Raw genomic sequence first — 24,658 nt, 5'->3', positions numbered from 1 at the left:
AAAGTTTTACGTTTTTTTCTGTGACCTCTGTGCCTCTGTGTTCAATCTATTTTTATTGATTTAAGTTGCCATTAATTTTTCGACGAATACCTTGGCTCATTAGTGGCACATTGAAGTTGATAAGTAATCCTAACCTTTTATCTGCTAAACGTAGATAGGTGACGGTTTGTACTTCGTGAATAGGAAGCAGATTTTCTACTGCTTTCAGTTCCAAGACAATTACATCCTCAACCACTAAATCCATGAAAAACGTTTTGTTCGTTTCTATTCCTTTGTACATAACGGGAATCTCAACCTGTCGTTCTACATATAATCCCATACTACGTAATTCGTGGGTGAGACATTCCTCATAAACACTTTCTAGTAGCCCAGGTCCCAGTTCGCGATGTACCTCAATACAAGCACTTATAATTTTATTGCTGAGCCTGTTGTAGCCTATTTCATTCATAGTTACGGGATTTTAGATTGAACACAGAGACACAAAGAACACAAAGTTTTTTCATATGACTTATCTCTGTGTTCTTTGTGTCTCTGTGTTCAATTAAAAACAAGGCTTGCTTACATATCCTACAGCGATCATGAGTAAAATCACTTATATTTTGCCTTTTAAAATAGCGAACTAACGGCTGATTATCAATGAACTGTCGGCATGCTATCGGTTGGTTGATTGCCTGTCTGATGGGCTGGCTTGGGCCATTCGCGTATGCCCAGACGACCGTTACGCTTTCCGGTTACGTTACCGAAGCGACTACCGGTAAGCCCATGCCGTTTGCCAACGTTTATCTGAACGGCAGTACGCACGGCACGACGACCAATGAGCAGGGCCATTTTTCGTTAAGTGGTGTGCCGCTCGGTACGGTTGAAGTTGTGGCCTCGTTTGTCGGCTATCAACCGCAGCGGCTTACCCTTCGCATGGATGATACTCAGGCCAAAACCGCCAATTTTCGCCTGAAACCCGGCGATCAGACACTGGCTACCGTAACGGTTCGCGGAAATCCCAAAAAATGGCAGCAACACCTCAAGCAGTTTAAAAAACAACTGCTCGGCGAACCCTTTGGCGGCCAGTGCGAGATCCTGAATAGTGATGCACTCAGTTTCCATGAAGAGAAAGGGCATCTGACCGCCACCGCCACCGAACCGATCGTTATTGAAAATCATGCGCTGGGCTACAAAATCTGGTATGACCTCCTGTATTTTGACGGTACGTTTCAGAAAGTGTACTACGCGGGCACAACGCGTTTTGAGGAGCTAAAACCAGCCGATGATCGGCAGGCTAACCGATTTCGACGGAACCGCCTGGCAGCTTACAGAGGGTCGACCCGGCATTTGATGGCCAGTCTGATCGACAGTACGTATGAGCGCGAGGGATTTCTGGTCTATCAGGAAAATATGGCTGTGCCAATCGCCCGGAGTATTAATAACCACGCCACCCTGACAGGCTCTTTAAATGGGCATTTAGTGCCGCTTAAGCTTAACGAATTGATTCTGCCGGGACGATTGCCTTTCGAACGACGGCTCGTGTCGGAACGGCCACTGGTGGTTTTTTACACCAATGGTGTGTCGAGTTACTCGCCCTATACGGATGCCCGATACGCCTATTCGCAGATTCAATTACCCAACAAGCAGATGCAGCTTACGGTTGACGGCACAATTACGATGCCATTTGGTGTCGAAATACAGGGTTCGCTGGCTGATGACCGCCTGTCGACCATGCTGCCTGCCGACTGGAAACCGATTCAGCCTGAGGCTAATCCAACCGTCAATGCCCCCATAGCGACGCAGGGTAAGCTCTTGCCGCCCGATGCCCGGCTGGGCCGAATTGCGACGGCTTTTAACGACCGATTTCATGATCTGGCTCCGGTTTTATTTGTTCACATCGACAAACCGTTCTACGCTACGGGTGATCGCCTGTGGCTTAGTACGTACCTGCTCGATGCCGCTACGAATCGTCGGCCAGTTGGTGAAACCGCTATTCATGTAGATTTACTGACATCTACCGGGACGCTCGTTCAGCACCAGTGGCTGCGACTAACGGACGGTCGGGCAACGGGTAATTTCCGGCTCTCGGATTCGCTGGCTTCCGGTACGTATCGGTTGCGTGCCTACACGGATGAGGACGATGGACAGCATGGACCTGCTTTTGAGCGATCTATAGCGGTATATAACCTGCTTCGCGGTACGTCCAATATCTTGCCCGACACAACCCGGAAACCGTTGGATGTGCAGGTACTGCCCGAAGGTGGTCGTTGGGTAGCGGGTTTGCCATCCCGTTTAGGTATAAAAGTCGTAGCGCCCAATGGACATGGCCTATCTGCGATTGGTAGTATTCTTGATGACGCAGGCATTGAGGTCGCGCGTTTCACCACCAGCCCGTTTGGTATGGCTAGCGTCGTGATGACGCCCGCAGCAGGCCATACGTATCGTGCACAGGCATTGAGCGTTCACCCCGAACATCGTCACCGCTTGTCGGGAACGGCTCAATTGCCCCCAGTCGAAACCGAAGGATTATTGCTATCGGCCGACGTGGTCAGTGAAACCAACCAACTGGCTTTAGCCATAACGGGAACTAACCGCCCTGCAAAAGATTCGGCTTATGTGCTGATTCAACAGCAGGGTCGGTTGGTTGGTCAGCATAAAATCTTGCTACAGAACGGTGTCGCCCGTATTAGTTTGCCCGTGGCTACCCTGCCTTCCGGCCTCCATCAGCTAACATTATACGATGCCGCTGCCCGCCCGCAGGCCGAACGGCTGGTTTTTTTGCCGGAGCGCCTGCCGCCCGTTCGCGTGCTGATGGCAGTTAATAAACCACGCTATCAACCCCGCGGGCAGGTTGTCATGAGTTTCAATTTGAACGATGATGGCCAACCGACGGTAGCAGCGCTGTCGGCCTCCATTACGGATGCTGAGCAAGTTCCGGAAGATACCGCTGAAGCGACTATTCAGACGCATCTATTGCTGACGGGCGAACTTAGAGGACGCGTTGAGCAGCCTGGGGTTTATTTCAGAAACAGCCTGCCCGAAACGCGCCGAGCGCTGGATGACCTGCTACTGACGCAGGGCTGGCGACGGGTGCGGGGAACGCCTTCTACTGAGCTGCTCGGGGGCGTGTCGATGATGGGGCGCGTGCTGGATCCAAAAAACCAACCGATAGCTGGCGCGCAGATTATTGTGGCGTCTACCGCGCCCGGCCAGTCCTTTGTGCGGTCGGCGGGGACTGATGAAAAGGGTCGGTTTCGATTGGCGGGCCTCACCATTGCCGATACCATGAGCCTGATGACGCAACTCACTGATCGGCAATTGAAAGATATGCAGGACAAAGACGCGCACTACGTTCTGGAAGGCCCGGGGAGTTCATGGGACCCGGATACAATCAATGGGTTGCCGAACTGGACGGCTTTACAGGCGCAACTGGAGGCCGTTAAAGTGCGTCAGGAAGCCGATGCTGACCTGTATCGCGACAAAACCGCCAAACTATTGAAGGAAGTTACGGTTCGTGCCAGAAAATATGACGAACGGCCAGACGACATTCGGCAAAGAAGTCTCCATAATGGAGCTGATGCTACGTTGATGTTTGATGATAAATCCCCCCGGTTTACTAATCTCTACGAAATGATCCGGGGCCGGGTGGCGGGGGTAAGCGTATCTCAGATGACAACGGGTGGTTATCAGGTGGTTATTCGTGGAATGGGTACCCTGGTTGGTAGTCCACAAGCGCTGTTTTTGCTGGATGGGGTACCCATTCAGGACCCGGAGGGGACCGCCTTACTGAGCTTTAATCCGGGAGATGTTGAGCGGATCGAAGTACTGAAAAATGCGGGAACGGCTGGAATCTATGGCGTTCGTGGGGGCAATGGAGTGATTGCTTTTTACTCTAAACGGTTCCGCCAGGACCAGCCGTCGCCTAACCAAAAAGCAGGCATGAAGTCTGTGCAACTCATTGGTTATTCGTCAGTTATGCGAGAGTTTTATGTACCGCGCTACGAACCCGATCAGGCCAGTGAAGCACAGACTACTGCATCAACACGCGTTGATCGTCGGGACGTATTGTACTGGAAACCCGTTATGCAGACCGATGGCCAGGGGCGTAGTCAGGTGACGTTCCCTTTGTCGGATGTGGTGAGAACCCTACGTGTGACCGTGCAGGGCATCACTACCGACGGTCGGCCAGTGGTGGGCGTAAAGCTGTTTCGTGTGCAATAACGAGGCTTATTTACCCCAGGCGGGTGTGGGTGTAGCGGGATCAAAAAGCTCGTCGATATAATAGTCTCGGCGCGGGCGCTTGTCACACTCATCCCCACCAATCGGATAGCGACACGTAGCATATACATCCACATTATCGGGGTTCATCAGGCTAGTAAAAGCGCCATTGGAAAACCGATTTGTATTATGCTCCCGCTTCAGCAGGCAATGACCCAGTTCATGGAAAACAAGGCATTCGCGCTCATACTGATTGGCTTGCTGCCAGCAGAATGCATCATTGTTCAGGGTAATGCGGGGTGTTTTTCCGTTTTGCAGTAGGCACTGGCCACACACATCCCCGCTTTGTGTCGTGCCGAAAGTGATGATCAGATTAGCCGTCGAAACAGCGTTGTTTCGCTTCTGAGCCTCGTCTCGAAAGGCTTGAATAAACGGCTCAACCTCCGCCGGTACGGTGTACTGCACGGGCTCAGGTTGTGGATTGGAATCCCGTTGACAACCGATTAACGTACTGATTGTCAATAAAGTCAATGCTAAAAATGAGCGCATGAAGACTAGCTTGGAAATACTTTAAAGCTACTACATTGGCCGGGTGTTTGCAAGCTTGGCTGGCAGTCGTTCCCAGGCCAGCCAAGCAACAGCGGCCAGACAAGCCGCGAACCACCCGAACGGTAAACGTAAGTCGAGCAGTGCTAACCCCCCGAAAATGAGTGTTGTGACAAAACTGGCCAATCCCTGAAGAGCCTGGTTGATGCCGAATATTTCACCACGATCCTCATCCGTTGTCAGTTGCGCCATCAGGCCTTCAATCAAGCCCTGAATGAGTGAAAACGTCAGGCAATCAATCGTGATCAGAATATATAGCCAGACCATCGACGACCCCACCAGGCCGTAGCCAATCAACACAGGTACACCCAGCAGCGCAAACCAGAAAATAGCCCGGCGTTGATTGATGTGGTCGGCAATGTAGGTGTAAAACACATAGCTGATAATGACACCCAGTGCGCCGAAATACATGAAAAAATACGAAATGGCTTTGGCATCCATTTTTAATTCACCGAAGCTGGCGAACGTGACGAAATAGAAATAATAGCCGATGCTCAGAGTTAAGCCTAATTGCATCAGTACCAACTGTTTTAAGCCTGGATACTGACGGTTTTTGGCTAATAAACGCGTCCAAAGGGTATTTATATTAATGGATTGCACCAGTTCATTCTTCAGGACAGCAGCCTCTACACCGGGTGGGTTCGGATGCGTTTCGCGAAGGGTCCAGCTCAGAATCATATTCAGGCCCGACAGCGTGACGGCCATAATAGCTACGACTTTGGCCTGGTTCCCCTGCACTACGTCAAATAGGGTTAATAATAGGCCCGATATAGCCGGACCGATGACAAAGCCGAGCGACAGAATGGCCCCTTCAATGCCAAGATTTTTAAACAGCTCCTCTTTGGGAGAAATGTCTGTGATGGCCGACCGGACTGTAGCATACATGCCATTTGTTGTGCCATCACTGATCCGATTGGCAAAATAGTAGCCAACGCGAACGGGCAGCAGCAAACAATCGGCCAGGAACGTGCCAACGGCCGAGACAATAAAAATGGGTCGACGTCCATAACCATCGGAGAGTTTTCCCAGCAGCGGAGCCGAAAATAACTGCATCCCCAAAAACAGCGCCGTACCGACGGAAAGCCATAATTGAGGCCACTCTAATCCTTTCACGAACTCCGGCAAAATTGGCCCTACCGCCGAGCCAACGACCACGTCAATGAAGATAATAGCGTAAATATGAAGCAGACGATAGTCGCGGACGGGCCGACGGTTTGGCATGGATGAACGGGTTACCAGGCTAATGGGACTATACTATAACGTTGTCCCATGCATACGGTTCGCCATTTTAAAGCGGCAAGACATAAAACTGAGAAAGAAACGACTGACCAAATTCCTCCATAGCTCGTTGATACGTTGGCTGGAAACCATATCGCTCATAAAATTGCATAAGCTTGGACCGCGTTGCATCGGTTTCAAGTTGCAGGGTTTTAATGCCTCGTTTCAGGCACTCGTCCCGGCTGAAATCCAGGATAGCAGCAAACAGATTTTGCCCATTAAAAGGCCGTCGAATAGCTAATTTGTGAATAAAACCGGATGTATTGGCTGGTACGTCGGGCCAGAAAAGCGGGTCCTCCCATTGCAGAATGAAAACCGCAGCGGGCTCTGGCGTTGTGCCATCCTGTCTGTCAGCGTACATAACGTACAGATTATTCGTTGTGTATTGATCCAGTAAATTCTCCGGGGTAAGGGTATCAACCTCCCAAAGTTCGCGGTCGTTTTCTGCCAGCCATTGGCCAACTTCACGTAGTATGTTAATCGCCAGATCAGGCTGGTCGTTTCGGAAAGTAAACGTCATGTCTTCGTCAAATCTGTATACGTAGCAGGCATCCCGTAGGCTGCGCATACGGTTATCGATAGTCAACTCCTTCGGAGTTAGGTGAATAAATGTTTTCATCGTATGCAATGCCGTGTTCTTCCAGCAAGGTTCTGTATTCGTCGTTGAATGTTACCTGTCGATGGTGTTCTTTCTGCTTTTTGATATAGTTGATAACCCGGTCGCGCTCTTTGATCGAATACGTAAACGCACCATAGCCTTCGGCCCATCCTTCAAAATGCGGAAATAGACCACTGGCTTTCATCCAGAGCGAACTACCGACTTTGATGTCTTTTACGAAATCAGCTAACGCAATGGAAGGATGCAAATCGCTCAATATATGGATATAATCTTCGACACCATTTATTCTGAATAGCTTGCAGTTTTTATCTTTAATGACGCCCCAGATGTATTGATACAGTTCATTACAATTAGCTTCTTCAATAGTGGATTTTCGGTATTTTGTTCCAAAAACAGTGTGGTATAAAATTTGGCGATAACTCATAGGGTGTAAGCTACGTATAGGATCAGTGATAGTCAACACATACGGCGTTGTGGTAGTATGTGTGCTGTGTAGCGCGTACTCTGGTAGTACGTGCCCTGGTATCGGTATCGCGAGATCTGCGTAATCCGTACACTACGTATACGGTTATCCATAGTCAACTCCTTCGGGGTTTCATGCTATATTACTTAACCCCGAAGGGGTTGACTATAGATATCCCCAAGTGCAACTTGGGGTTAGAGTGTATGTCATGTTAAGGCTTACCCAAGCCCGAACCATCGTCCACGACTTTACTCAATACCGATACGCCATTTTCGTCGAAGGCTTCGATGGCGAAGTAATACGGGACACCAACGTTTAAGGCCCGTAGTTCAAACGTATTGGGTTCGTCGTTCCAGAACTGGTAGTTCTGATAGAGCTTGTCGGGCGCAATGCCCCAGCGAATATTGTAGCCCACCGCGCCGGGCACTTTACTCCAGGAAAGATCGGCGTTGCGCTGGTCTTTTTGCCGTTTGGCGGTTAACGTAGCAGGCGTTGCGGGGGCTTTACCCGATCCATTGCCGAACACGCGAAAGGCGTTGATTGCCAGATGCGAACCCGCTACGTATACGTGCTCATACCGAACGTAGCGCGCCCGTACAGGCTTGCTCAGTTCGACGTAAGCGGAGGCCCGGTCGCGTTTGGGTTCTTTGGTGAGGTCGGCCACTACGGCCCACTTTTTGTTATCGGTTGAGGTCAGGATTTTGAACTGCGTATAAACCGTTGAGTCGGAGTCATACACGGTTTGCTTGTAGTCAATGTAGTCGACCTGAACCGCCCGGATTTCCCGCTCGGCGCCCAGGTCAGACGTTAGCGTTTCACCCGGTTTGTTATGAGCCGCCACCCAGAAGGTACGTGGGTTTTCATCCACTACATTGGCGGCAACCCGCATCGTATCCGTAGGAATGGATAAGGTGGATGACGCGACAACGGGTTTTTTGTAGTTCAGCAGCATCCAGCCAGTGAAAAGTGCATCGCTGTCCGTACCGCTCTGGCTAGCTATTTTTTTGGTTGGTAGGTAATGCGGAAAATCCCCGAAACGGGTGTTGGCAAACATCTGGTCGTCCTTGTCGAAACCAGCCGGATTCATCACGATTCGCCGTTCCATCCCCCAGTTATAGCCAATCCAGGTGGTGCCCGTGTTCCAATAGTTACCGAAATTATCCTGGAACGTATTGCCATGTCCGCAGCCCGTGGCAAAGCCCCCCGGCTTGTAAGCAACCGGATTGTAGGGTGCATATTCGAACGGCCCCAACGGATCTTTGCCGACATACGTACCGTTGCCATAAACGTTGTACTCAGTGCCGGGGGCGCCGTATTGCAGGTAATATTTACCCTTGTACTTAGTCATCCAGGCGCCTTCGGTGAATGGTTTGAAGGGGTCGGAGTGATTCGGGCCGAAGCGTTCCCATCCGTGTTTGTAGGGGTCAAGCCAGAGCATAGCTTTGTAGGCTTCGGCCGGATTATTGCCCGCATACGTCAGGTTGCGCTTTTTATCCAACTCGGCACCAAAAAGTGGATAAACGTTCGATGAGCCCCAGTACATATACCACTTGTCGGTATCGTCGTCGTGAAACAGGGCCGGGTCCCAGGGGCCAATGTCTTTGGGCAGTCGTGGCAACCAGCGGTTATAGAATTTCAGCTTCCCCTTTTCGGGTTCGGTAGAATAAAAAATAGGTCTTTGTTCAAAGGTGGATTGAAACAAATACAACGTATCGCGAACCGACAAGGCAGCTGGAGCGCACATATCTTCCATAGGCCATTTGTCGGGGACGATGTAGTTCCAGTTGACTAGATCTTTGGAGTGCCACCAGCCGCCCTGAATCGTGACGAACAGATAGTACTCATGCTTGTGGTTAACGATAACCGGGTCGGCCCCGGACCGGTAGGATATTTTCTCGTTCAGTTGCTCAAAATTATACCGATAGCTGATGTCCATCGGGTTGCAATACGTACGGGCGGTCACTTGTTGCTGCGCCTGAACAACAGGACTTACCGTATAGATTATCAGAAGAAATAAGGTCAGGAATTTCACAGAATAGCAAGTGTTTAGGTAGGGTAATTAACATTTGCACAGGCTCACAAGTTAAGCAGCTATGGCTAATATAAACAAAACGATTTTGCAATCACTGGGCAGCGGACTGGCCGGTGCCTGCGCCCTGAATATCCTACATGAAACCGTCCGGCAATTTATTGATGAGGCTCCCCGCGTTGATATTGTGGGCGAGCGGGCTATCAAAAAGATGGTGAAAAAAGTGGGTGAGGAACCACCCACCGGCGATGCCCTTTATACCTGGACATTAGGCAGCGACATTGTTTCTAACGCCCTGTATTATAGTCTGGTGGGCCTGGCCAAACCGAAGCATGCCCTGCTGGCAGGGAGTGCGCTTGGGTTGGCCGCTGGTGTAGGAGCCGTTGGTCTTCCCGGCCCGATGGGGTTAGGAACCGCCCCCACAAGCCGAACCCCGGCTACGGCAGCTATGACGATCGGCTGGTATCTGGTCGGTGGGCTGGTAACGGCGGGCGTGTATACATGGCTGAAACGTCGTTAGCCTGATTGGTCAGCTTGCCGACTTTCTTCATCAGCCTGTTCAGTCTTCATGCTGTCGTATGAACGTTTTGGTATTCATACGCTCTTTTATTGACGAATCCGAACGTATTGTCTACCCATTTTTCTGGGCCACTATCCTGGAAGCTAGCCGCGACTGGCTATCAGGATAGTGGCTACAGCATAAACGGCTAGTGTTAAACGCCAAGTTGTAAACGAACGGCCAAATCCTCGTCAATCAGTTCACGATTTATCCAGACACCAGCCAGATTTCCTTTCACTACGGCTAGTGACACCTGGCGCATGGGTGAACTAGTGTCGCCCGCAGCATAGACGCCCGCTACGTTGGTTTGACCGAACTCGGCAACTTTAATTAAACCCGATTCGGTGTGGTCGCAGCCTAGTTGGTTCGCTAAATCGGAATGTTGCCGAAACGCAACCCGGCTGAAAATGGCGTCTAATTCATAAGCAGATCCATCCGTAAAACGCAGATTTTTTAATTGCCCGTTCTCATGCTCAATAGCCGCTATTTCGGTTTCGAGGATTGGAATATCGAGTTGATCGAGCACCTGCCGCTGGTCGGAGGTGAGGCCGGAGGGACCATTTGTGAAGAGCGTCATCGTAGGGCTCCAGTGCTGAATATGCCGCACCATTTCGTAGGCCGTGTCGCCGTATGCCAGAATTCCAAGCCGCTGACCATGAACTTCGTAGCCGTGACAATATGGACAATGCAGCACCGAACGTCCCCAGCATGCTGCGAAACCAGGAATGGTCGGCATTAGATCTTCGACACCGGTTGCCAATACTAATTTCTTTGTGTCAATCTGTTGACCGGTTGCCGTTTTTATCACAAAACCGCTCGATCCAGCGTAAGCGTTGGTTACTAAATCATTCAGGAAAGAAACGGTTGGATATTGAAGGACTTGCTCTTTGGCGATGGCCGAAATAGTAGCGGGTGTTTCGCCGTCGCGCGTCAGAAAATTATGCGAATGGGGCGTCTGCCGATTACAGGGTTTGCCATTATCAATGACAAGAACGTTTCGTAACGACCGCCCCAATGTCATGGCTGCACTTAACCCGGCATAACTGCCTCCTATAATAATGACGTCGAATGGATTTGTCTGCTGCATAATACGGATTGTTTGCAGCAAAGGTAGAGGCTTTATTTATAAATGCAACGCTGTTGCATTTATAAATAAAGCCTCTTTTTGTCCATAGAGATTTTCTGGCTTTGGTTTAAAAATCAAAGGTTTACCTCAATTCCCTCTTCCTCAAGGTATCGGCCAATATTGAAATATTGACCGTCCAGAAGTTCCAGGTCACGGTGCCAATCCATTGTGAGCCAGGCATCAGCGTTACGTTCGGCCACCATCACCTGTTGCGAACTGCTGAAAACCCAGATGACTTTATCAGAACCGAAGTCGAGTAGCTTTTTCGTTTTACGGTTGATGTAATTAAAATCAGCGACTTTCGATATGTCGGCTTTCACATCAATTTCAATGGCTACTTTAGCGGGAACACTAACGTATTGCGTATTGATCTTATCCGGCGTCAGTACGTTCCGGTCATAAATAGCGACATCGTGCGAAAGATTATTGCGGTGATCAATATGAACACCGGCTTCATTCGATGCGAACCAGTATTTTTTTTCATCTAACTGACGAATCATAATACACATAAAGTAAGAAACAAGTACCCACTGCAAGGAACTGGAACCCATAATGTCTTCTGGCAATTTTTTGCCTGCCAGTACGTCTTCATAGCCGAGATAATACAGCGGACGTCCGTCAAGCATTTCATATACCAGCGATTCCAGGGCAACCGGCGGCTGCTTCTGGGCAGAGCCTGGGTTGCGTCGCTTACGAGGTTGCTGTTGTGTTACGGCCTGCATACGTGGATTTTTAAGCAAGATACTACAAATTCATGCGCTTCAACTCGCCTACAGCATGGGCGGCTGCGCGGGCGGTCAGGGCCATGTAGGTCAGCGAGGGGTTTACGCAGGAGGAGGAAACCATGGCGGCACCGTCTGTGACAAATACGTTCTTTGCACCCCATACTTGATTCCAGGAGTTCAGCACCGACGTTTTCGGATCGCGGCCCATGCGCGCTGCCCCCATTTCGTGAATGCCAATGCCCTGATTTTTTGTGTTGTCGTTACGTGTCTTAACGTTCTTCAGACCAGCCGCTTCCAGCATTTCAGCGGCATCGTTCATCATCGCTTTGCGCATGCCGATCGTGTTGTCGCCCCAGGCGGCATCGAACTCAATGATGGGCAGACCCCACTTGTCTTTCTTGTCGGAAAGACGCATTCGATTGCTTGGATCAGGCAATGTTTCGCCAAAGCCACCGATATTAAATTCCCAGCGACCGGGCTTGGTGAGGTTGTCTTTAAATTCCGGGCCAAACCCATCTTTAGTTGCGCCGGCCACCCAGTCCTGACGGGCACCCCGGCCCTGATAACCAAATCCCCGCACAAAATCTTTTCGCTTATCGTCGCCCCAGTTGGCAAAGCGGGGAATGTAAATCCCGTTGCCCCGCCGACCGAAATAGTACATATCCTGTAAACCCTCGAACTCTCCTGATGCTCCGGCCCCTAAATGATGGTCCATCAGATTTCGGCCCAACTGGTCCGAATCATTACCAAGGCCGTTTGGGAAACGCTTGGAGGTTGATTGCATCATAATCCAGGCTGTGTTCATCGTCGATGCGTTCAGGAAAATGATTTTAGCGTGATACTCCTGCGTTTGTTTTGTGTTCTGGTCGATGACTCGAACGCCAGTGGCTTTATTTTTCTGCTCGTCGTAAATAACCTGGTACGCAATCTTATCCGTAATAACGGTTAGGTTACCCGTTTTTACGGCGGCTGGCAACGTAGCGGATTGGGTGCTGAAATAGGCACCGAACGGACAACCGCGCACGCATAAGTTTCGGAATTGGCACGACGCCCGGCCTACGTCGGTATGGACTTTCTGCGCGACCGAAATAATGGCCGGGCGACCGATCACCAGATGGCGATTCTTGAAGTTCTTTTCAATGCCCGCTTTCGCCAGTAGTTCAATACTGTTCATCTGCATAGGCGGCACAAATTCGCCATCAGGCAAAACCGCCAGCCCATCGCGATTTCCCGAAACACCCGCAAATTTCTCGACGTAAGAATACCAGGGTGCCAGATCCTTGTATCGAATTGGCCAGTCGACTCCGTGACCGTCTTCGAGGTTAGCCGTGAAGTCCCGTTCGTTGAGCCGGTAACTTTGTCGCCCCCACACGAGCGATCGGCCACCCAGATGATACGCACGAATCCAGTCGTACGGCCGCTTTTCGATGTAAGGCACATCAACATCTTTAGTGAACATATGCCGCTGATCTTCGCCGGGTTTCCCGCCGGAGCGCGCATTGGCCCAGTATTCTTCAGCGGCCCAAAGTTCGATTTTACCCCGGTGTGGAAACTCCCAGGGGGCTTTCATCGCCGTAGGATAATCTGTTACGTGCTTCAGGTCGGGCCCACGTTCCAGCATCAGAACCTTCAGGCCTTTCTGAGTCAGTTCTTTGGCGGCCCAGCCACCCGATATACCGGAGCCTACGACGATGGCGTCATAGGTCATCCCTTTTTTAGCGTCGAGATTGAGGTTCATGGATGTTAGTCGTTAGTCAAGGGTCGATAGGGGTTAAACAATAGTTTTGTTAGTTTATGGCCAGTCTCTAGCGACGCTTGACTAACGGCTATCGACTAAGTGTTACGTGGCCCACGCTTTTTGTCCGTCTTTCAGTTTGACAACGCCTTCATAACGACCCGGAATGGGTACGTAGGCCAATGCCTGAGTGCAGCCGATTTCGGAACTGAAATACCCCAGAATAGTCAGCTCTTTTACCAGTTTGAAAAATGGGGTTAGCGGAGCGTTTTTCTCCGCATCTTTTGCGACAACGCCCGTTTCGGCATCTACCAGCTTGGCTTCGGTCTGATCGCTACCGGCGGGGGCAAACGCGCCCAGATTGGTTTCAGGATCTTTGGCCAGTTTTTCCTGCCGTTTAGGATGTTCCTTCGCTTCCGTTTTTGCCATTTGCTCAAACTGCTTGAGAATAGCCGTTTTCTGCTCAATCGATAAGTCAACAAATGATTTGCTATACGCCTTCCGGCTTTCTGCCTCAACGGCGTCCAGGCCCTTTCGAAAGTGTTCCTGCTGGGCTGGCTTGTAGCAATCTTTGAGGATCAACTGAATAGTCGATGCAACGTTGGCTTCTTTGGCACCCGGCGTCGACGTAGCGGGCATGATCACTTCGGTGATTTCATCAAGCAAAGCTGTCTGGTCAGCCCGCAAGGCGAAGGTTGATGGCATACGCTTCCCAACTCGATGGGGTTGATACCCCTCAAGAATTGACGCCATCGTTGGTGCCGAAAGCGCGCTGCCCATCGTGAGGGCTACCTGAAGAATGGCTTCTCTACGTTTCATAGTAACTTGATAAAAACGCGTTGACCGGGCTACGTTCTGATAATGGAGACCGATTTATCATGTCAATCGCCCTATTATGCAGATGTAGTTTGTGTAAAAAGGAAGAAAACGGTAATCCTACTTATCCGATTCGACAGGATTGAAGTAGCTCAAAAGCAACAAAATAGCCTTTACGGTGTGCGCCTACATCTATTGCCTAATCGTCTACTTTTTACTTAAAATGCGCTTCCGGTGCTGAATGCCCCACAGGCGGAGTTCATTGATGACTTTTTCGAGCGATTGACCATAAGGCGTCATAGAATAGTCAATGACCACCGGGTAGGAATCGTGAACAGTACGTTTCACCAGGTCATTCATCTCCAGTTCCCTCAATTCCTTCGACAGCATTTTGTCAGTAATGTTCGGAATTTCTTTCGCTATCTGTCCGAAACGTTTGGTGCCAAAGGAAAGAGCGATAATGATCGGCAGCTTCCACTTGCCGCTCAAAATATCCAGCGCATCCCTAACGGGAAGAATCATGCCCGTGCATTCATTATGATCGGCGGGTGTATGTGGCGTAAACTGGTCAATATCTTCTGAAAGTGCGGTCTGTGTTTCCATATGATTCTCGTTCTGCTATACCAAAGTATAGCGCTATACAACGGTATAGTACTTTATTGTGTATAGCAAATATAGATAAGTTTGCCATCGTCAACAAGAAAGTTGACCGAAAAAACGTAAACACATGAAACGAGATAAAATAATCTATTGGGTAGCCACGACCCTTATTGTCCTGAGTTTAGGATTCGCCGGCTTTGCCTATTTCACAGATCCTGCTGTGAAGGCTGGGTTTAAACATTTAGGGTTTCCTGACTATTTCCGGGTAGAATTAGGCATTGCCAAGATTATAGCCGCCCTGGTGCTGGCGATTCCTGTTGTACCAGCCCAAATTAAAGAATGGGCGTATGCGGGAGTGGGCATTACGTTCATTTCGGCGGCCATTGCCCACATCAGCAGCGGTGACCCCGCAGGCGTAGTAGTAGCGCCCGTCATTTCCTTCATTATCCTGGTCGTTTCCTATCGGTACTACCATACACAGCAGGTTGTGCGCGGTCAATTTGCGTAAGATGATATTATAGGGATTACTAGCAAAAATGAACGAACCTACGTAGTAACCAGTCGTCTGATTACTACGTAGGTTCGTTCGCTTATAGTCTGATTGTTCTTACTTGGCGGCCAAAATGTCGATCTGCTCAATAACTGGATCGGTTGCCAGCAGATCAGCGGAATTGGCCATCAGCGCGGCTGCTATGGGCCCTTGTAGATGTGCCGTCCGTCCGGCTTCGTCTGGAAACGTATCGAAAATGCCAAATGTGGATGGTCCCAACTGGGTAGCATACCAGGTAATGGTGGCAGGTTCGTCCTGGGCGAGGGCCAAGCCACTCTTTAGAAAATCAATCACTGCCTGTTCTTTGCCAGGCTTGGCTTCCAGCCGTACCAGTAATCCTACCTTGATCATAATCGCTTGATTTTTAGACTGATTAATTCTCAGGTATATTCGGCTCAGCTCCGTATATGGATTGCGGTAACTCAATAAATTTCTCTTTCTGAACGCTTCAGATTAACTACATCGAATCTAACAGACCTCAGTTTCGCAATCATCCTGAGCCACCGTTTCGGTCTCAAGCGTGGCGTGACTGATGTTGCGGTGTTCAAGCCGATGACGGGCGTCGTGTTTAAGGGTCGCAATTTGTGCGTCGGAAAGGCCCGGTTGCAGCACAAGGTGGGCTGTGAGCGCATTTTCGCTGGTGCTCATGGCCCATATATGAACATGATGGACGTCTTCAACACCCTTGACCGACCGAAGGTCAGTCAGTACGCCCGGAAGATCGATACCTGCCGGAACGCCATCCATCGAAAGGCGCAGGCTGTCGGTCAACAATCGCCAGGTCGACCCCATAATTACAATGGCGACAAGAAGGCCAATAACCGGGTCTAACCAAACCCAGCCCGTGTAGCTGATAATAATACCTGACACGACCACGCCCAGCGAAACCAGCGCATCGGTGGCTAAGTGCAGATAAGCTCCTTTCACGTTCAGGTCATGGTCTTTATCGTTGAAAAACAACAAGGCCGAGGCCGCATTGACCAGCATACCCACCCCAGCTACCCAGGCTACAGGTCCGCCCGCAACGGGTTCGGGGTGACGGAAGCGACCAATGCTTTCCCATAAAATAGCGCCGATAGTGATCAATAAAACGACGGCATTGGTCAGCGAGGCTAACACCGTACTTTTTCGGTACCCATATGTAAAGCCCGGCGTTTGGCGCACGCGCGCCAGTCGGAAAGCGAGCAGCGACAGCAACAGGCTGGCTACGTCGCTCAGGTTATGGCCCGCATCGGCAACCAGGGCCAGTGAGTTATAATAAAATCCGAGAACGAACTCGACAATGACGTAACCAGCGTTTAAAACGGCACCGATAATCAACGCCCGGTTAATGGATGTTAACACAACCGGTCCGTGACTATGACCCGCGTGTGTGTGGTCGTGGTTGTGTTCCTGATGAGCGTGCGCCATATTTCGGTGTAGTCTGGACGCAGGTCCACGCTACGTATCAATGGTTAATTGACTGCTATCGTAAATGATTCTACCAACTCTGGAACGTACTATTGGTTACGCAGGCCGGTAACTGGTCTGCTGTTATAACCAGAAAAGTAGGATTGTCGATTTCTTAATTGCAAAAGTAGAGGTCAGGGACATGCAACAGGTAATCAAAAGTAAAGGCTGTAGACTAATCCTGTGGTGTTGTGAAAAAGATATACGATGAAACCGATGAACAGGACAATGACGGCAGTGACTGGTCGAAATTTATTGCGTTAAATGAACCTAAGTGACTGGGCTAGTGGGCTCATCATATTTTTTGGTAAATGGATGGATGAGCGCTTCGACTAAAGCTTTGTCGGAAGTAATTAGTAAAAAAGACCAGACTATTTTCAACTTCGATACAGAAAAAGCTACCCAAACTGTCCGCGAATTAGTTATTAGATCTACATAATCAATCACAGCCTTCTGTAAATACCTGACTAGAAGGCCTTACCTTCGCTACTATGAATTTCTGCGGACCTTACGACAAACAACTTGCTGCCCAGTATCAGGCTTTTCTGCCGTCTCCTTTACTGGCAGGCTGGGAATTTCGGCAAAAATCAACGGTAGTTGGAAATGTAGACTGGCAATCGCTGGCGAAAACGCAGGAATGGGTATTGACGGCGGCCATGCGTCGCGATTTGCTGAATGATAAATGGGCGGTCATCATTACGGATACCGATCAAATAATCCAGTATACGAATCCTAATTTTGAGGAAATGACAGGTTATGCTGACCATGAAGCCATTGGTCGTCGGCCTACTTTTTTACAGGGCGCAGGGACCTCGCCACACGTTCGTCAGCGAATTAAACAAGCCATCGAACGGCAAAAGCCTGTGAAAGAATGGATTATGAATTACCGGAAAGACCAAACCACCTATTGGTGTCAGGTTATGATTTGGCCAATTGTTAACCGCCAGAAACAAGTAGTCAACTATATAGCCTTCGAGCAGGAGGTTCCCTTCGATGAGTCTTACATCGACCGCTAAGCATGAGCACATCGGCTGTCCGCGTTGCCAGCGTCCTTTCGAATGCCGGGTGGGCAGTATTAATCTGTGCCAGTGTCAGTCGCTCACGCTGACCGATGAGCAACGGCAATACATTAGTGCACATTATCAGGGTTGTCTTTGTGCCGACTGCCTGCTGACACTACGTTCGGAATACAATCAATTGACTCATCAACAGACGATTACCAAATTAGTACATGGCCATTAACGAAACGCCTTCCATCTCCGACCGAATTGCGACCGCCGAAACCCGAATTTTTAAGGCTGTCTTTCCCAGTACAACCAATCATTACGATACGTTATTTGGCGGCACTGCGCTGCAACTGATGGACGAAGTGGCCTTTATTACGGCTACGCGGTTTTCCCGCAAACGAATGGTCACGGTTTCGTCCGACAAAATCAATTTTACCAAGTCGATACCGGCCGGTACGATCATTGAACTGGTTGGGCGAGTAGAACACGTAGGCAATACCAGCATTCGGATCGCCGTCGAGATTTATGTCGAAGAAATGTATTCGATGGAGCGGCACCAGGCTATCCATGGGACCTTTACATTCGTGGCGCTTGACGAAGACAAAAAGCCCATTCGCATTGTGTAGATGAGCGCCCAGGAGTTGGTATTTCTCCATAAACTTTAATCAAGAGAGTCTGAAACATCACGATCGCGCTATACCTTTGTCCCGTCATGAAAAACGCACTGGTATATATTCTCCTTGTCGCGACGCTGCTGCCCAGCATCAGTCCGTGGGGAACCATTGCGTACTACCACGTCAATAAGGATTACATCGCGCGTGTCCTGTGTCAAAACAGAGATAAGCCTATGCTCCACTGCGATGGACAATGTTATTTAGCCAAGCGGCTAAAAGCTCAACAGGATAAGCAGGATAAAGAAACTACGCAGCGGGTGCAGAATTCGCCCGTAGTACAGCTGTTTTGTCAGGCCAACCTGTTGTTTCAATTTCGCCAGAGCTGGCCTGTATTGGATTCGGCCGCGTTTTCGGCGTATCATTTTCCTGCTTATACCGCCCCATTAGCGGGTCTGTTTCATCCTCCACAAGTGTAAGTCCAGATCCTTTTTTGTCATACTGACGAAGGAAGCACCTTATATTCTCCTGACAGAATGGTTTGGAAAGATTAAGATGCTTCCTCGGTCAGCATGACAAAAGGCAATGGCTAATGCTCCGCTCACCGGTATTATTAGCTTCTTTCTCACATAGTTTCTCGACTTAAAACTAAATTTCTTGTGAATATTTATAAGGTTCTCATAACCTGTTGGTTATGGGCTATTTCTGCATGCTATGCCTTGGCACAGTTTGCTGGTCAGGGGCTTGTTTTCGACGCCCAGACCAAAGAGCCACTGCCCGGCGTAACGCTGGTGTTTTCTGATGGGGAATCAGGTGTGATTTCCGATGCAAACGGGCGATTCTCACTGGCTAATAAGGCAGCCAAAGTCGTTGTATCGGCTGTTGGCTATCGAAAACAGGCCGTTGTGGTAACACCTGGCCAGCCGCTACGTATCGCGCTCGAACCGGCAACGGAAGATCTGCAAACGGTGGTTGTAACGGGCAATCGCGAAGCCGCGCTACGTACCGAAACGCCGATTGCGATCTCGAAACTGTCGGCCAAACTGATTAACGAGACCAAGCCCACGAGCATTTACGAGGTGATCAATAAAACGCCCGGTGTACTCATGGTGAACCTCAATAATGAGCAGCATATGATGGCCATTCGGCAGCCAATGACCACCAACGCTTATTTTCTGTACATGGAAGATGGCGTGCCCATCCGGCCGATGGGCGTGTTCAACCACAACGCGTTGCTGGAGATGAATCAGTTTACGGTCAGCTCTATTGAAGTAGTTAAAGGGCCGGTATCGTCGATTTATGGGCCAGAGGCCGTGGGTGGCGCGGTGAATTTTATCACCCAGCGACCAACCGCCGTGCCAACGGCTCGTATTGGAATTCAGGCCGATCAATGGGGGTATCAGCGTGTGCAGGTTGGGGCAGGAGCAACGCAGGGAAAGTTTGGTATATACGTAGGCGGCTTTGTATCCCGGCAGCGGAACTCGTGGCTGGCCAGTTCGGACTATGATAAGTCTTCCTACTTTATCCGGCTCGAATATGCGTTCAGCGCCCGAACTCGCCTGACAGGCACGCTTTCGTATAACGACTATAGTTCTCAAACCAGCGGTAGCGTCGACAGCACGGCCTTTTTTGCCCGGCAATACGTTAGCACAACCGATTTCACGTATCGAAAAACAACTTCTTTACGAAGTCGATTGACGCTTGAACATGACTGGCGAAGCGGCTCCCAGTCGTTCGTAACGGCCTTCGTACGGAGTAACAGCGTCGGGCAAAATCCGGCCTATTCGATTCGGTGGACAACGGGTGCCGCAACCGCTACGGGCCAGATCAACAGCAACGATTTTAAAAGCTATGGCTTCATTGCCCAGCACACGCAAAAACTGAATTTCCTGACTAGTAAGCTCATTGTCGGTGCTACGCTCGATCTGTCGCCCAATACGTATCTGGCGTATCAAACTAATTTGACGGCGCAGCTTCGGACCGACAAAAAATCGGTTGAGAAGTACACGCAGGTAGAGGAACGCCCTGATATTCAATTGGCTAACTACCAGGCTGATATTCATAACGTAGCAGCTTATGCGCAGTATGATTTCGAGCCATTGCCCAAACTTCGGGTGTCGGCGGGACTGCGCTATGACCGGATGGCGTTCGATTACATCAACGCACTGGACAAGAGTTCGGGTGGAAAATCGTACAGCCAGGTGACGCCCAAAATCGGGGCGACGTATGAGCTGGGCCACGGGAAAGGCTTGTATCTTAATTACGCCAAAGGATTTTCGCCCCCCGCGCTCACGGCTATTTTTCTCAAGCGGAACATCCCAACAGCCACGGGTGATCTGTTCTACTACAACCTGCAGCCCGCCAAATTCGACAACCTGGAAATTGGCGGCTGGGCGTCGTTGCTGAACAACAAGGTTTACCTGGATGCAGCTCTATATCAGATGAATGGCACAAACGAGTTGCTCAATATCCGCCAGCCCGATAACTCAACCGATTATCAGTCGGCGGGTAAGACGCTGCATCGGGGTGTTGAGCTAGGCGTTACGTATCGTCCTTCGAAACAGGTGTTTTTTCGGTTTGGCGGCACACACGCGGTGCACCAGTTTGTGGAGTTCACGCTCAGCCAGCGGGCTTCCGACGTACTACAGAACGTCAATGGAAAGGACATGCCATCGGCTCCTAGAACGCTCTGGAATACCGAGATCAGCTATTATCCGGCCTGGTTCAGGAATTTCCGGGCCTCGGCTGAATGGCAGCACGTAGCCAGTTGGTATCAGAACCAGACCAACACCGTTAATTACGGCGGCTACGATTTTGCGAACGTTCGCGTGGGCTATGAATGGAAAGGCATTGAGGCCTTTTCAAACATCCTGAACGTAACAAACGCGCTTTTTGCCACCAACGCAACGCGTGGCAACAACACCACCGACCACACTACGTATACCCCGGCGGCTCCGCGCACATTCGTAGTGGGGATTCAATATAGTTTCACCGGCAAACGCTAAACAGATGAAAATATTAACTGGAATACTGCTTGTATTGAGCCTGTTGGCAGGGAGTTGCCAATCAAAAACGAACGAACATAGCCATCATGAAGAAGCTACAAACGTAGCGGGTCCCGTGGCTGAACTGGAAAAACAGGTACTGGCTACCCACGACAGTGTGATGACGCAAATGAGCGAACTGATGCGACTTAAAAAGGTGGTGTCAGCTCAGTTGGAAAAGGTGAAAGATGATGCTGCCAGGAAACAGGGGCTGGTCGTTCATGAGCAGCTAGAGGGGGCGGATCAACTGATGATGGACTGGATGCATGAATACAACGGCGATACGCTAAAAAAGCTGGATCAGGCTCACGGACTTGTCTATTTGAAAGATCAACAGACGAAAGTCAACACGGTGCGCGAGGCAATGCGGAAAAGTCTGGCTGACGCTAAACGGTATATAAACTGATGAAGCGGACAATTTTATATCCAGTCATGATCTGCCTGGTTGGATTCTGGTCGTGTGACACAGAAAAACTGCCTTACATAGGTGAACCTGAACTAGTCAAAAAAGTAGTCGATGGCAAGGCCGTTGAGGAAAAGGAATACCCCGTCATTCCAGGTTTTCAATTCATAAATCAGGATGGGAAGCCGGTAACGCAGCGTGACTTTGCTGGTAAAATCTACGTAGTGGATTTCTTTTTCGTCACTTGCCCTACTATCTGCCCGATTATGAAACGCAACATGCTGACGGTGTATGACGCCTATAAAAACAGCCCTGACGTTCGTATTCTTTCGCACACCATCGACCCCGATCATGACACGCCTGCTGTGTTGAAAAACTATGCGAATGAATTGAATGTAACCGGAACGATGTGGCAATTTGTAACGGGTAATCGCGAGCAGATTTACGACATTGGAGAAAACCATTATCTGGTTACGGCGAAGAAAGACTCGACGGCGCCGGGTGGTTACATCCATAGCGGAGCCTTTGTGCTGATTGACAAAGAGAAGCACATTCGGGGCATGTACGACGGTACGACCACTGAGGGAACGACAAAACTCATTGCCGATATTGAAAGGCTACGGGAAGAGTATGATTGACTAACTAATTTAAAAACAATGACTTACTCATTTCTATTTCCAATTTTAGGCTGGCTTTTGGCGCTAACAACCCCTGTTGAAACGGCTGTTTCGAACCCTCAATTTGTGGGCGCTGTTCCGCGCCTGACTACCGACGCGGCAGGCAATCCGCTGTTAAGCTGGGTTGAGAAAGAAGGCGACAAAGGGGCTGCTTTTTACTTTGCTACATCGGCAGATGGTGGTCAAACGTTTGGCGAGAAAACCAGGGTAAAAGCCCCCGCGACGATAGCTGTTCATGCTGAAGGAATGCCCAAAATTGCGGAAAAAGCCGACGGTACGTTGCTGGCCGTTTTTGAAGTGCCGAAACCCACCGAACAGTCGCGATTTGCGGGTGATCTGCTCTACACACTATCCACTGATAAGGGTAAAACGTGGACCGATGCAAAGCCCGTTCATCAGGATGCATCGCCGGGCAAAAGTCACTCATTCAGTGATATAACGCGCTTGCCCAATGGCGAAATCGGCATTGCCTGGCTCGATGAAAAACGGCCCGGACGAGAGGGGCGACCGGTGGTATTTGCCCAAACGACGAAAGGAAAAGGTTTTGGCGCGGCTGTGCTGGTTGATGACAATGCCTGCCAGTGCTGCCGGACGAATGTGTTTGTCGACGCGAAGAAAAACATCCACCTGACGTATCGCGACCTACTGCCATCGGCTCAAAAAGGCGAAATCGCTTCCCGCGACATTAGTACGGCTGTCTCGGTAGATGGTGGCAAAACATTTAGTAAGCCTCAGGTCGTTTTTGCCGATCATTGGCAGGTGAACGCTTGCCCACATGCAGGACCCGTAGTGACGCAATTGGGCAGTGATATGCTGATAACGTGGTTTTCGGGAAAGGAAAATGCGGTTGGATTACGGCTTGCCCGGCTGGGTTCGGATAAATTAGCGTCGAGCGTGCTATCAAACCGGGCAAAACATCCGCAAGTGGCAACGGCTGGTAGTCAACTCGTTTGGGTGTGGGACGAATCGATCTCCAAAGATGGTTCGGGCCAAATGGGTTCCTTCGTGCAGCGGATTGGGATGCGGACGTTTGACGGTAAGGCGAGCAGTGCTACTACGTATATCACCCCCGAGTCTGTCGATGCTACGTATCCCGCTCTGATGGCGACGAAACAGGGTGTGCTGGTTGCTTATGAGCAGACCAAGGGAAAAGAGAATACCGTGATCGTCGCCCGGTTGCTGGAGGTTCAGTAGCCTATAAGGCAAAATTATATTACCTTATCTACTCTCTGAAAACTAGAGGAGGGGTGTAGAGCCAGCCTTTTTAGCCCCTCTCCTGCTTTTAGGGGAGGGGTTGGGGTGGGGTAATATAACGAGTGGTACTTTTAAACGACTACGTACTAAATCCCCGGCCAACAATGGTTGGGGATTTCACGTTCTACAAACAGGAACACTGTTGCTGAGTGCCATAGAAGTGGTTTCGACGGGCTTACTTAATTTAGCTGCTGTTTTGAAGAACCGCTATCGGAAGACACCATGCGAATTTTGATTGTTGAAGATGAATGGGAAGTTGCCTCACTCATTAAAAGTGGTTTGGAGGAATATGACTTCGAAGCCGATATTGCCGGACATGCCATAGAGGCACAACAGCAACTGGCTGAACACGAGTATGATACGGTGATTCTGGATGTAAACCTGCCAGTAATCAATGGCTTTGATCTGTGCCGGATGATTCGGAATAAGTTCGAAACATTGCCGATCCTGATGCTGACGGCTTTTGGTACTACCGACAGCAAAGTGAATGGTTTCGACGCGGGTGCCGATGATTATTTAGTAAAACCTTTCGAGTTTCGTGAACTGGTTGCCCGGCTTCGGGCGCTCAACCGACGGAGTGGAGCTGCACAACAGGAAGCTTCGGTGCTTAAAATTGCTGATCTGGAATTCAATCAGCAAAGCAAATCCGTAAAGCGCGGCAACCAGAAAATTGTTCTGACGGCCCGCGAACTGGCGCTGCTCGAGTTTTTTATGAAAAACCAGAACCGGGCTCTTACCCGGAACGAGATTATTGAGCACGTTTGGGACCTCAATTTCGACACGGGTACCAACGTAGTAGACGTGTACGTAAATTACCTGCGCAAAAAAATAGATAAGGATTTTCCGCTTAAACTGATTCATACCATTAGCGGCATCGGCTACATTATGCAGGCTACCGACGACTAAACCC

General features: G+C 49.9%; 25 protein-coding genes. 12 read left to right on the top strand and 13 right to left on the bottom strand.

Going from position 1 to position 24,658, the window contains the following annotated elements:
- Positions 1 to 52: 52 nt before the first annotated feature.
- Positions 53 to 448 (bottom strand): GxxExxY protein, encoded by a 396-nt coding sequence (locus ACYVEA_RS07325; RefSeq protein WP_461112712.1) that lies wholly within the window; start codon positions 446 to 448, stop codon positions 53 to 55.
- Positions 449 to 636: 188 nt separating this feature from the next.
- On the opposite strand from ACYVEA_RS07325, the gene ACYVEA_RS07320 reads away from it, so the two are divergent.
- A complete protein-coding gene (locus tag ACYVEA_RS07320) occupies positions 637 to 4,200 on the top strand; it encodes a carboxypeptidase regulatory-like domain-containing protein (RefSeq protein ID WP_461112711.1) in 3,564 nt (1,187 codons plus the stop codon).
- A 6-nt stretch (positions 4,201 to 4,206) separates the two neighbouring features.
- Here ACYVEA_RS07320 and ACYVEA_RS07315 read toward each other — a convergent pair whose 3' ends face one another.
- The 5 genes from ACYVEA_RS07315 to ACYVEA_RS07295 form a co-directional block, all read right to left on the bottom strand.
- On the bottom strand, positions 4,207 to 4,746 hold the full coding sequence (locus ACYVEA_RS07315) for a hypothetical protein (RefSeq protein ID WP_461112710.1): 540 nt from the start codon (positions 4,744 to 4,746) through the stop codon (positions 4,207 to 4,209).
- A 30-nt stretch (positions 4,747 to 4,776) separates the two neighbouring features.
- Positions 4,777 to 6,024 carry an MFS transporter gene (locus tag ACYVEA_RS07310; RefSeq protein ID WP_461112709.1) on the bottom strand — a complete coding sequence of 416 codons (1,248 nt, stop codon included), beginning with the start codon at positions 6,022 to 6,024 and terminating at the stop codon, positions 4,777 to 4,779.
- A gap of 67 nt (positions 6,025 to 6,091) precedes the next feature.
- Positions 6,092 to 6,649, bottom strand: coding sequence for a GNAT family N-acetyltransferase (locus tag ACYVEA_RS07305; protein WP_461112708.1), 558 nt, complete (start codon positions 6,647 to 6,649; stop codon positions 6,092 to 6,094).
- Between the two features lie 4 nt (positions 6,650 to 6,653).
- Positions 6,654 to 7,124: an IS200/IS605 family transposase gene (tnpA, locus tag ACYVEA_RS07300; RefSeq protein ID WP_461112707.1), complete on the bottom strand. Its 471-nt coding sequence runs from the start codon at positions 7,122 to 7,124 to the stop codon at positions 6,654 to 6,656.
- A gap of 250 nt (positions 7,125 to 7,374) precedes the next feature.
- Positions 7,375 to 9,171 carry a family 43 glycosylhydrolase gene (locus tag ACYVEA_RS07295; RefSeq protein WP_461112968.1) on the bottom strand — a complete coding sequence of 599 codons (1,797 nt, stop codon included), beginning with the start codon at positions 9,169 to 9,171 and terminating at the stop codon, positions 7,375 to 7,377.
- 85 nt (positions 9,172 to 9,256) lie between these two features.
- Between ACYVEA_RS07295 and ACYVEA_RS07290 the strand changes: the two genes are divergently transcribed.
- Positions 9,257 to 9,712, top strand: coding sequence for a hypothetical protein (locus ACYVEA_RS07290; protein ID WP_461112706.1), 456 nt, complete (start codon positions 9,257 to 9,259; stop codon positions 9,710 to 9,712).
- A gap of 193 nt (positions 9,713 to 9,905) precedes the next feature.
- On the opposite strand, the gene ACYVEA_RS07285 is transcribed toward ACYVEA_RS07290, so the two are convergent.
- From ACYVEA_RS07285 to ACYVEA_RS07265, 5 genes are all read right to left on the bottom strand, one after another.
- Positions 9,906 to 10,838, bottom strand: a complete 933-nt coding sequence (locus ACYVEA_RS07285; protein WP_461112705.1) for an NAD(P)/FAD-dependent oxidoreductase — start codon at positions 10,836 to 10,838, stop codon at positions 9,906 to 9,908.
- A gap of 113 nt (positions 10,839 to 10,951) precedes the next feature.
- A complete protein-coding gene (locus tag ACYVEA_RS07280; protein ID WP_461112704.1) occupies positions 10,952 to 11,599 on the bottom strand; it encodes a Uma2 family endonuclease in 648 nt (215 codons plus the stop codon).
- A 22-nt stretch (positions 11,600 to 11,621) separates the two neighbouring features.
- Positions 11,622 to 13,340 carry a GMC oxidoreductase gene (locus ACYVEA_RS07275; protein ID WP_461112703.1) on the bottom strand — a complete coding sequence of 573 codons (1,719 nt, stop codon included), beginning with the start codon at positions 13,338 to 13,340 and terminating at the stop codon, positions 11,622 to 11,624.
- A 102-nt stretch (positions 13,341 to 13,442) separates the two neighbouring features.
- Complete coding sequence (locus ACYVEA_RS07270) at positions 13,443 to 14,156, bottom strand: gluconate 2-dehydrogenase subunit 3 family protein (RefSeq protein ID WP_461112702.1); 714 nt, start codon at positions 14,154 to 14,156, stop codon at positions 13,443 to 13,445.
- 204 nt (positions 14,157 to 14,360) lie between these two features.
- Positions 14,361 to 14,756: a winged helix-turn-helix transcriptional regulator gene (locus tag ACYVEA_RS07265; RefSeq protein ID WP_461112701.1), complete on the bottom strand. Its 396-nt coding sequence runs from the start codon at positions 14,754 to 14,756 to the stop codon at positions 14,361 to 14,363.
- A 124-nt stretch (positions 14,757 to 14,880) separates the two neighbouring features.
- On the opposite strand from ACYVEA_RS07265, the gene ACYVEA_RS07260 reads away from it, so the two are divergent.
- Positions 14,881 to 15,261 (top strand): DoxX family protein, encoded by a 381-nt coding sequence (locus ACYVEA_RS07260; RefSeq protein ID WP_461112700.1) that lies wholly within the window; start codon positions 14,881 to 14,883, stop codon positions 15,259 to 15,261.
- Between the two features lie 99 nt (positions 15,262 to 15,360).
- Here the strand turns inward: ACYVEA_RS07260 and ACYVEA_RS07255 are convergent, their stop codons facing one another.
- Entirely contained in the window at positions 15,361 to 15,654 is a 294-nt protein-coding gene (locus tag ACYVEA_RS07255; RefSeq protein ID WP_461112699.1) for a putative quinol monooxygenase, read from the bottom strand.
- 117 nt (positions 15,655 to 15,771) lie between these two features.
- Entirely contained in the window at positions 15,772 to 16,713 is a 942-nt protein-coding gene (locus tag ACYVEA_RS07250) for a cation diffusion facilitator family transporter (protein WP_461112698.1), read from the bottom strand.
- Positions 16,714 to 17,243: 530 nt separating this feature from the next.
- Between ACYVEA_RS07250 and ACYVEA_RS07245 the strand changes: the two genes are divergently transcribed.
- From ACYVEA_RS07245 to ACYVEA_RS07205, 9 genes are all read left to right on the top strand, one after another.
- Positions 17,244 to 17,768, top strand: a complete 525-nt coding sequence (locus ACYVEA_RS07245) for a PAS domain-containing protein (protein WP_461112697.1) — start codon at positions 17,244 to 17,246, stop codon at positions 17,766 to 17,768.
- The gene (locus ACYVEA_RS07240) at positions 17,746 to 17,994 is read left to right on the top strand and encodes a cysteine-rich CWC family protein (RefSeq protein ID WP_461112696.1); all 249 of its coding nucleotides are present in this window, start codon (positions 17,746 to 17,748) and stop codon (positions 17,992 to 17,994) included. The genes ACYVEA_RS07245 and ACYVEA_RS07240 overlap by 23 nt, the downstream gene beginning before the upstream one ends.
- Complete coding sequence (locus tag ACYVEA_RS07235; RefSeq protein ID WP_461112695.1) at positions 17,984 to 18,385, top strand: acyl-CoA thioesterase; 402 nt, start codon at positions 17,984 to 17,986, stop codon at positions 18,383 to 18,385. The genes ACYVEA_RS07240 and ACYVEA_RS07235 overlap by 11 nt, the downstream gene beginning before the upstream one ends.
- A gap of 86 nt (positions 18,386 to 18,471) precedes the next feature.
- Positions 18,472 to 18,849, top strand: a complete 378-nt coding sequence (locus ACYVEA_RS07230; protein WP_461112694.1) for a hypothetical protein — start codon at positions 18,472 to 18,474, stop codon at positions 18,847 to 18,849.
- Between the two features lie 240 nt (positions 18,850 to 19,089).
- Positions 19,090 to 21,375, top strand: coding sequence for a TonB-dependent receptor (locus ACYVEA_RS07225; RefSeq protein ID WP_461112693.1), 2,286 nt, complete (start codon positions 19,090 to 19,092; stop codon positions 21,373 to 21,375).
- A gap of 4 nt (positions 21,376 to 21,379) precedes the next feature.
- Positions 21,380 to 21,820 carry a hypothetical protein gene (locus tag ACYVEA_RS07220; RefSeq protein ID WP_461112692.1) on the top strand — a complete coding sequence of 147 codons (441 nt, stop codon included), beginning with the start codon at positions 21,380 to 21,382 and terminating at the stop codon, positions 21,818 to 21,820.
- Positions 21,820 to 22,455, top strand: coding sequence for an SCO family protein (locus tag ACYVEA_RS07215; RefSeq protein WP_461112691.1), 636 nt, complete (start codon positions 21,820 to 21,822; stop codon positions 22,453 to 22,455). Before ACYVEA_RS07220 ends, ACYVEA_RS07215 begins: the two co-directional genes overlap by 1 nt.
- Positions 22,456 to 22,473: 18 nt before the next feature.
- On the top strand, positions 22,474 to 23,688 hold the full coding sequence (locus ACYVEA_RS07210) for a sialidase family protein (protein WP_461112690.1): 1,215 nt from the start codon (positions 22,474 to 22,476) through the stop codon (positions 23,686 to 23,688).
- Positions 23,689 to 23,970: 282 nt separating this feature from the next.
- Positions 23,971 to 24,654 carry a response regulator transcription factor gene (locus ACYVEA_RS07205; RefSeq protein WP_461112689.1) on the top strand — a complete coding sequence of 228 codons (684 nt, stop codon included), beginning with the start codon at positions 23,971 to 23,973 and terminating at the stop codon, positions 24,652 to 24,654.
- Positions 24,655 to 24,658: the final 4 nt, after the last annotated feature.

The sequence above is a fragment of the Spirosoma jeollabukense genome (assembly GCF_054777855.1).
Note: the sequence above shows the minus strand (reverse complement) of the source record. Positions and strands in the feature narration are given on the sequence as shown.

Coding starts and splice junctions, on each gene's coding strand:
- ACYVEA_RS07230 (WP_461112694.1), top strand. CDS start 18,472: ATGAAAAACGCACTGGTATATATTCTCCTTGTCGCGACGCTGCTGCCC.
- ACYVEA_RS07275 (WP_461112703.1), bottom strand. CDS start 13,340: ATGAACCTCAATCTCGACGCTAAAAAAGGGATGACCTATGACGCCATC.
- ACYVEA_RS07215 (WP_461112691.1), top strand. CDS start 21,820: ATGAAGCGGACAATTTTATATCCAGTCATGATCTGCCTGGTTGGATTC.
- ACYVEA_RS07315 (WP_461112710.1), bottom strand. CDS start 4,746: ATGCGCTCATTTTTAGCATTGACTTTATTGACAATCAGTACGTTAATC.
- tnpA (WP_461112707.1), bottom strand. CDS start 7,124: ATGAGTTATCGCCAAATTTTATACCACACTGTTTTTGGAACAAAATAC.
- ACYVEA_RS07290 (WP_461112706.1), top strand. CDS start 9,257: ATGGCTAATATAAACAAAACGATTTTGCAATCACTGGGCAGCGGACTG.
- ACYVEA_RS07320 (WP_461112711.1), top strand. CDS start 637: ATGAACTGTCGGCATGCTATCGGTTGGTTGATTGCCTGTCTGATGGGC.
- ACYVEA_RS07265 (WP_461112701.1), bottom strand. CDS start 14,756: ATGGAAACACAGACCGCACTTTCAGAAGATATTGACCAGTTTACGCCA.
- ACYVEA_RS07245 (WP_461112697.1), top strand. CDS start 17,244: ATGAATTTCTGCGGACCTTACGACAAACAACTTGCTGCCCAGTATCAG.
- ACYVEA_RS07210 (WP_461112690.1), top strand. CDS start 22,474: ATGACTTACTCATTTCTATTTCCAATTTTAGGCTGGCTTTTGGCGCTA.
- ACYVEA_RS07250 (WP_461112698.1), bottom strand. CDS start 16,713: ATGGCGCACGCTCATCAGGAACACAACCACGACCACACACACGCGGGT.
- ACYVEA_RS07205 (WP_461112689.1), top strand. CDS start 23,971: ATGCGAATTTTGATTGTTGAAGATGAATGGGAAGTTGCCTCACTCATT.
- ACYVEA_RS07235 (WP_461112695.1), top strand. CDS start 17,984: ATGGCCATTAACGAAACGCCTTCCATCTCCGACCGAATTGCGACCGCC.
- ACYVEA_RS07305 (WP_461112708.1), bottom strand. CDS start 6,649: ATGCGCAGCCTACGGGATGCCTGCTACGTATACAGATTTGACGAAGAC.
- ACYVEA_RS07310 (WP_461112709.1), bottom strand. CDS start 6,024: ATGCCAAACCGTCGGCCCGTCCGCGACTATCGTCTGCTTCATATTTAC.
- ACYVEA_RS07260 (WP_461112700.1), top strand. CDS start 14,881: ATGAAACGAGATAAAATAATCTATTGGGTAGCCACGACCCTTATTGTC.
- ACYVEA_RS07270 (WP_461112702.1), bottom strand. CDS start 14,156: ATGAAACGTAGAGAAGCCATTCTTCAGGTAGCCCTCACGATGGGCAGC.
- ACYVEA_RS07325 (WP_461112712.1), bottom strand. CDS start 448: ATGAATGAAATAGGCTACAACAGGCTCAGCAATAAAATTATAAGTGCT.
- ACYVEA_RS07285 (WP_461112705.1), bottom strand. CDS start 10,838: ATGCAGCAGACAAATCCATTCGACGTCATTATTATAGGAGGCAGTTAT.
- ACYVEA_RS07255 (WP_461112699.1), bottom strand. CDS start 15,654: ATGATCAAGGTAGGATTACTGGTACGGCTGGAAGCCAAGCCTGGCAAA.
- ACYVEA_RS07240 (WP_461112696.1), top strand. CDS start 17,746: ATGAGTCTTACATCGACCGCTAAGCATGAGCACATCGGCTGTCCGCGT.
- ACYVEA_RS07220 (WP_461112692.1), top strand. CDS start 21,380: ATGAAAATATTAACTGGAATACTGCTTGTATTGAGCCTGTTGGCAGGG.
- ACYVEA_RS07280 (WP_461112704.1), bottom strand. CDS start 11,599: ATGCAGGCCGTAACACAACAGCAACCTCGTAAGCGACGCAACCCAGGC.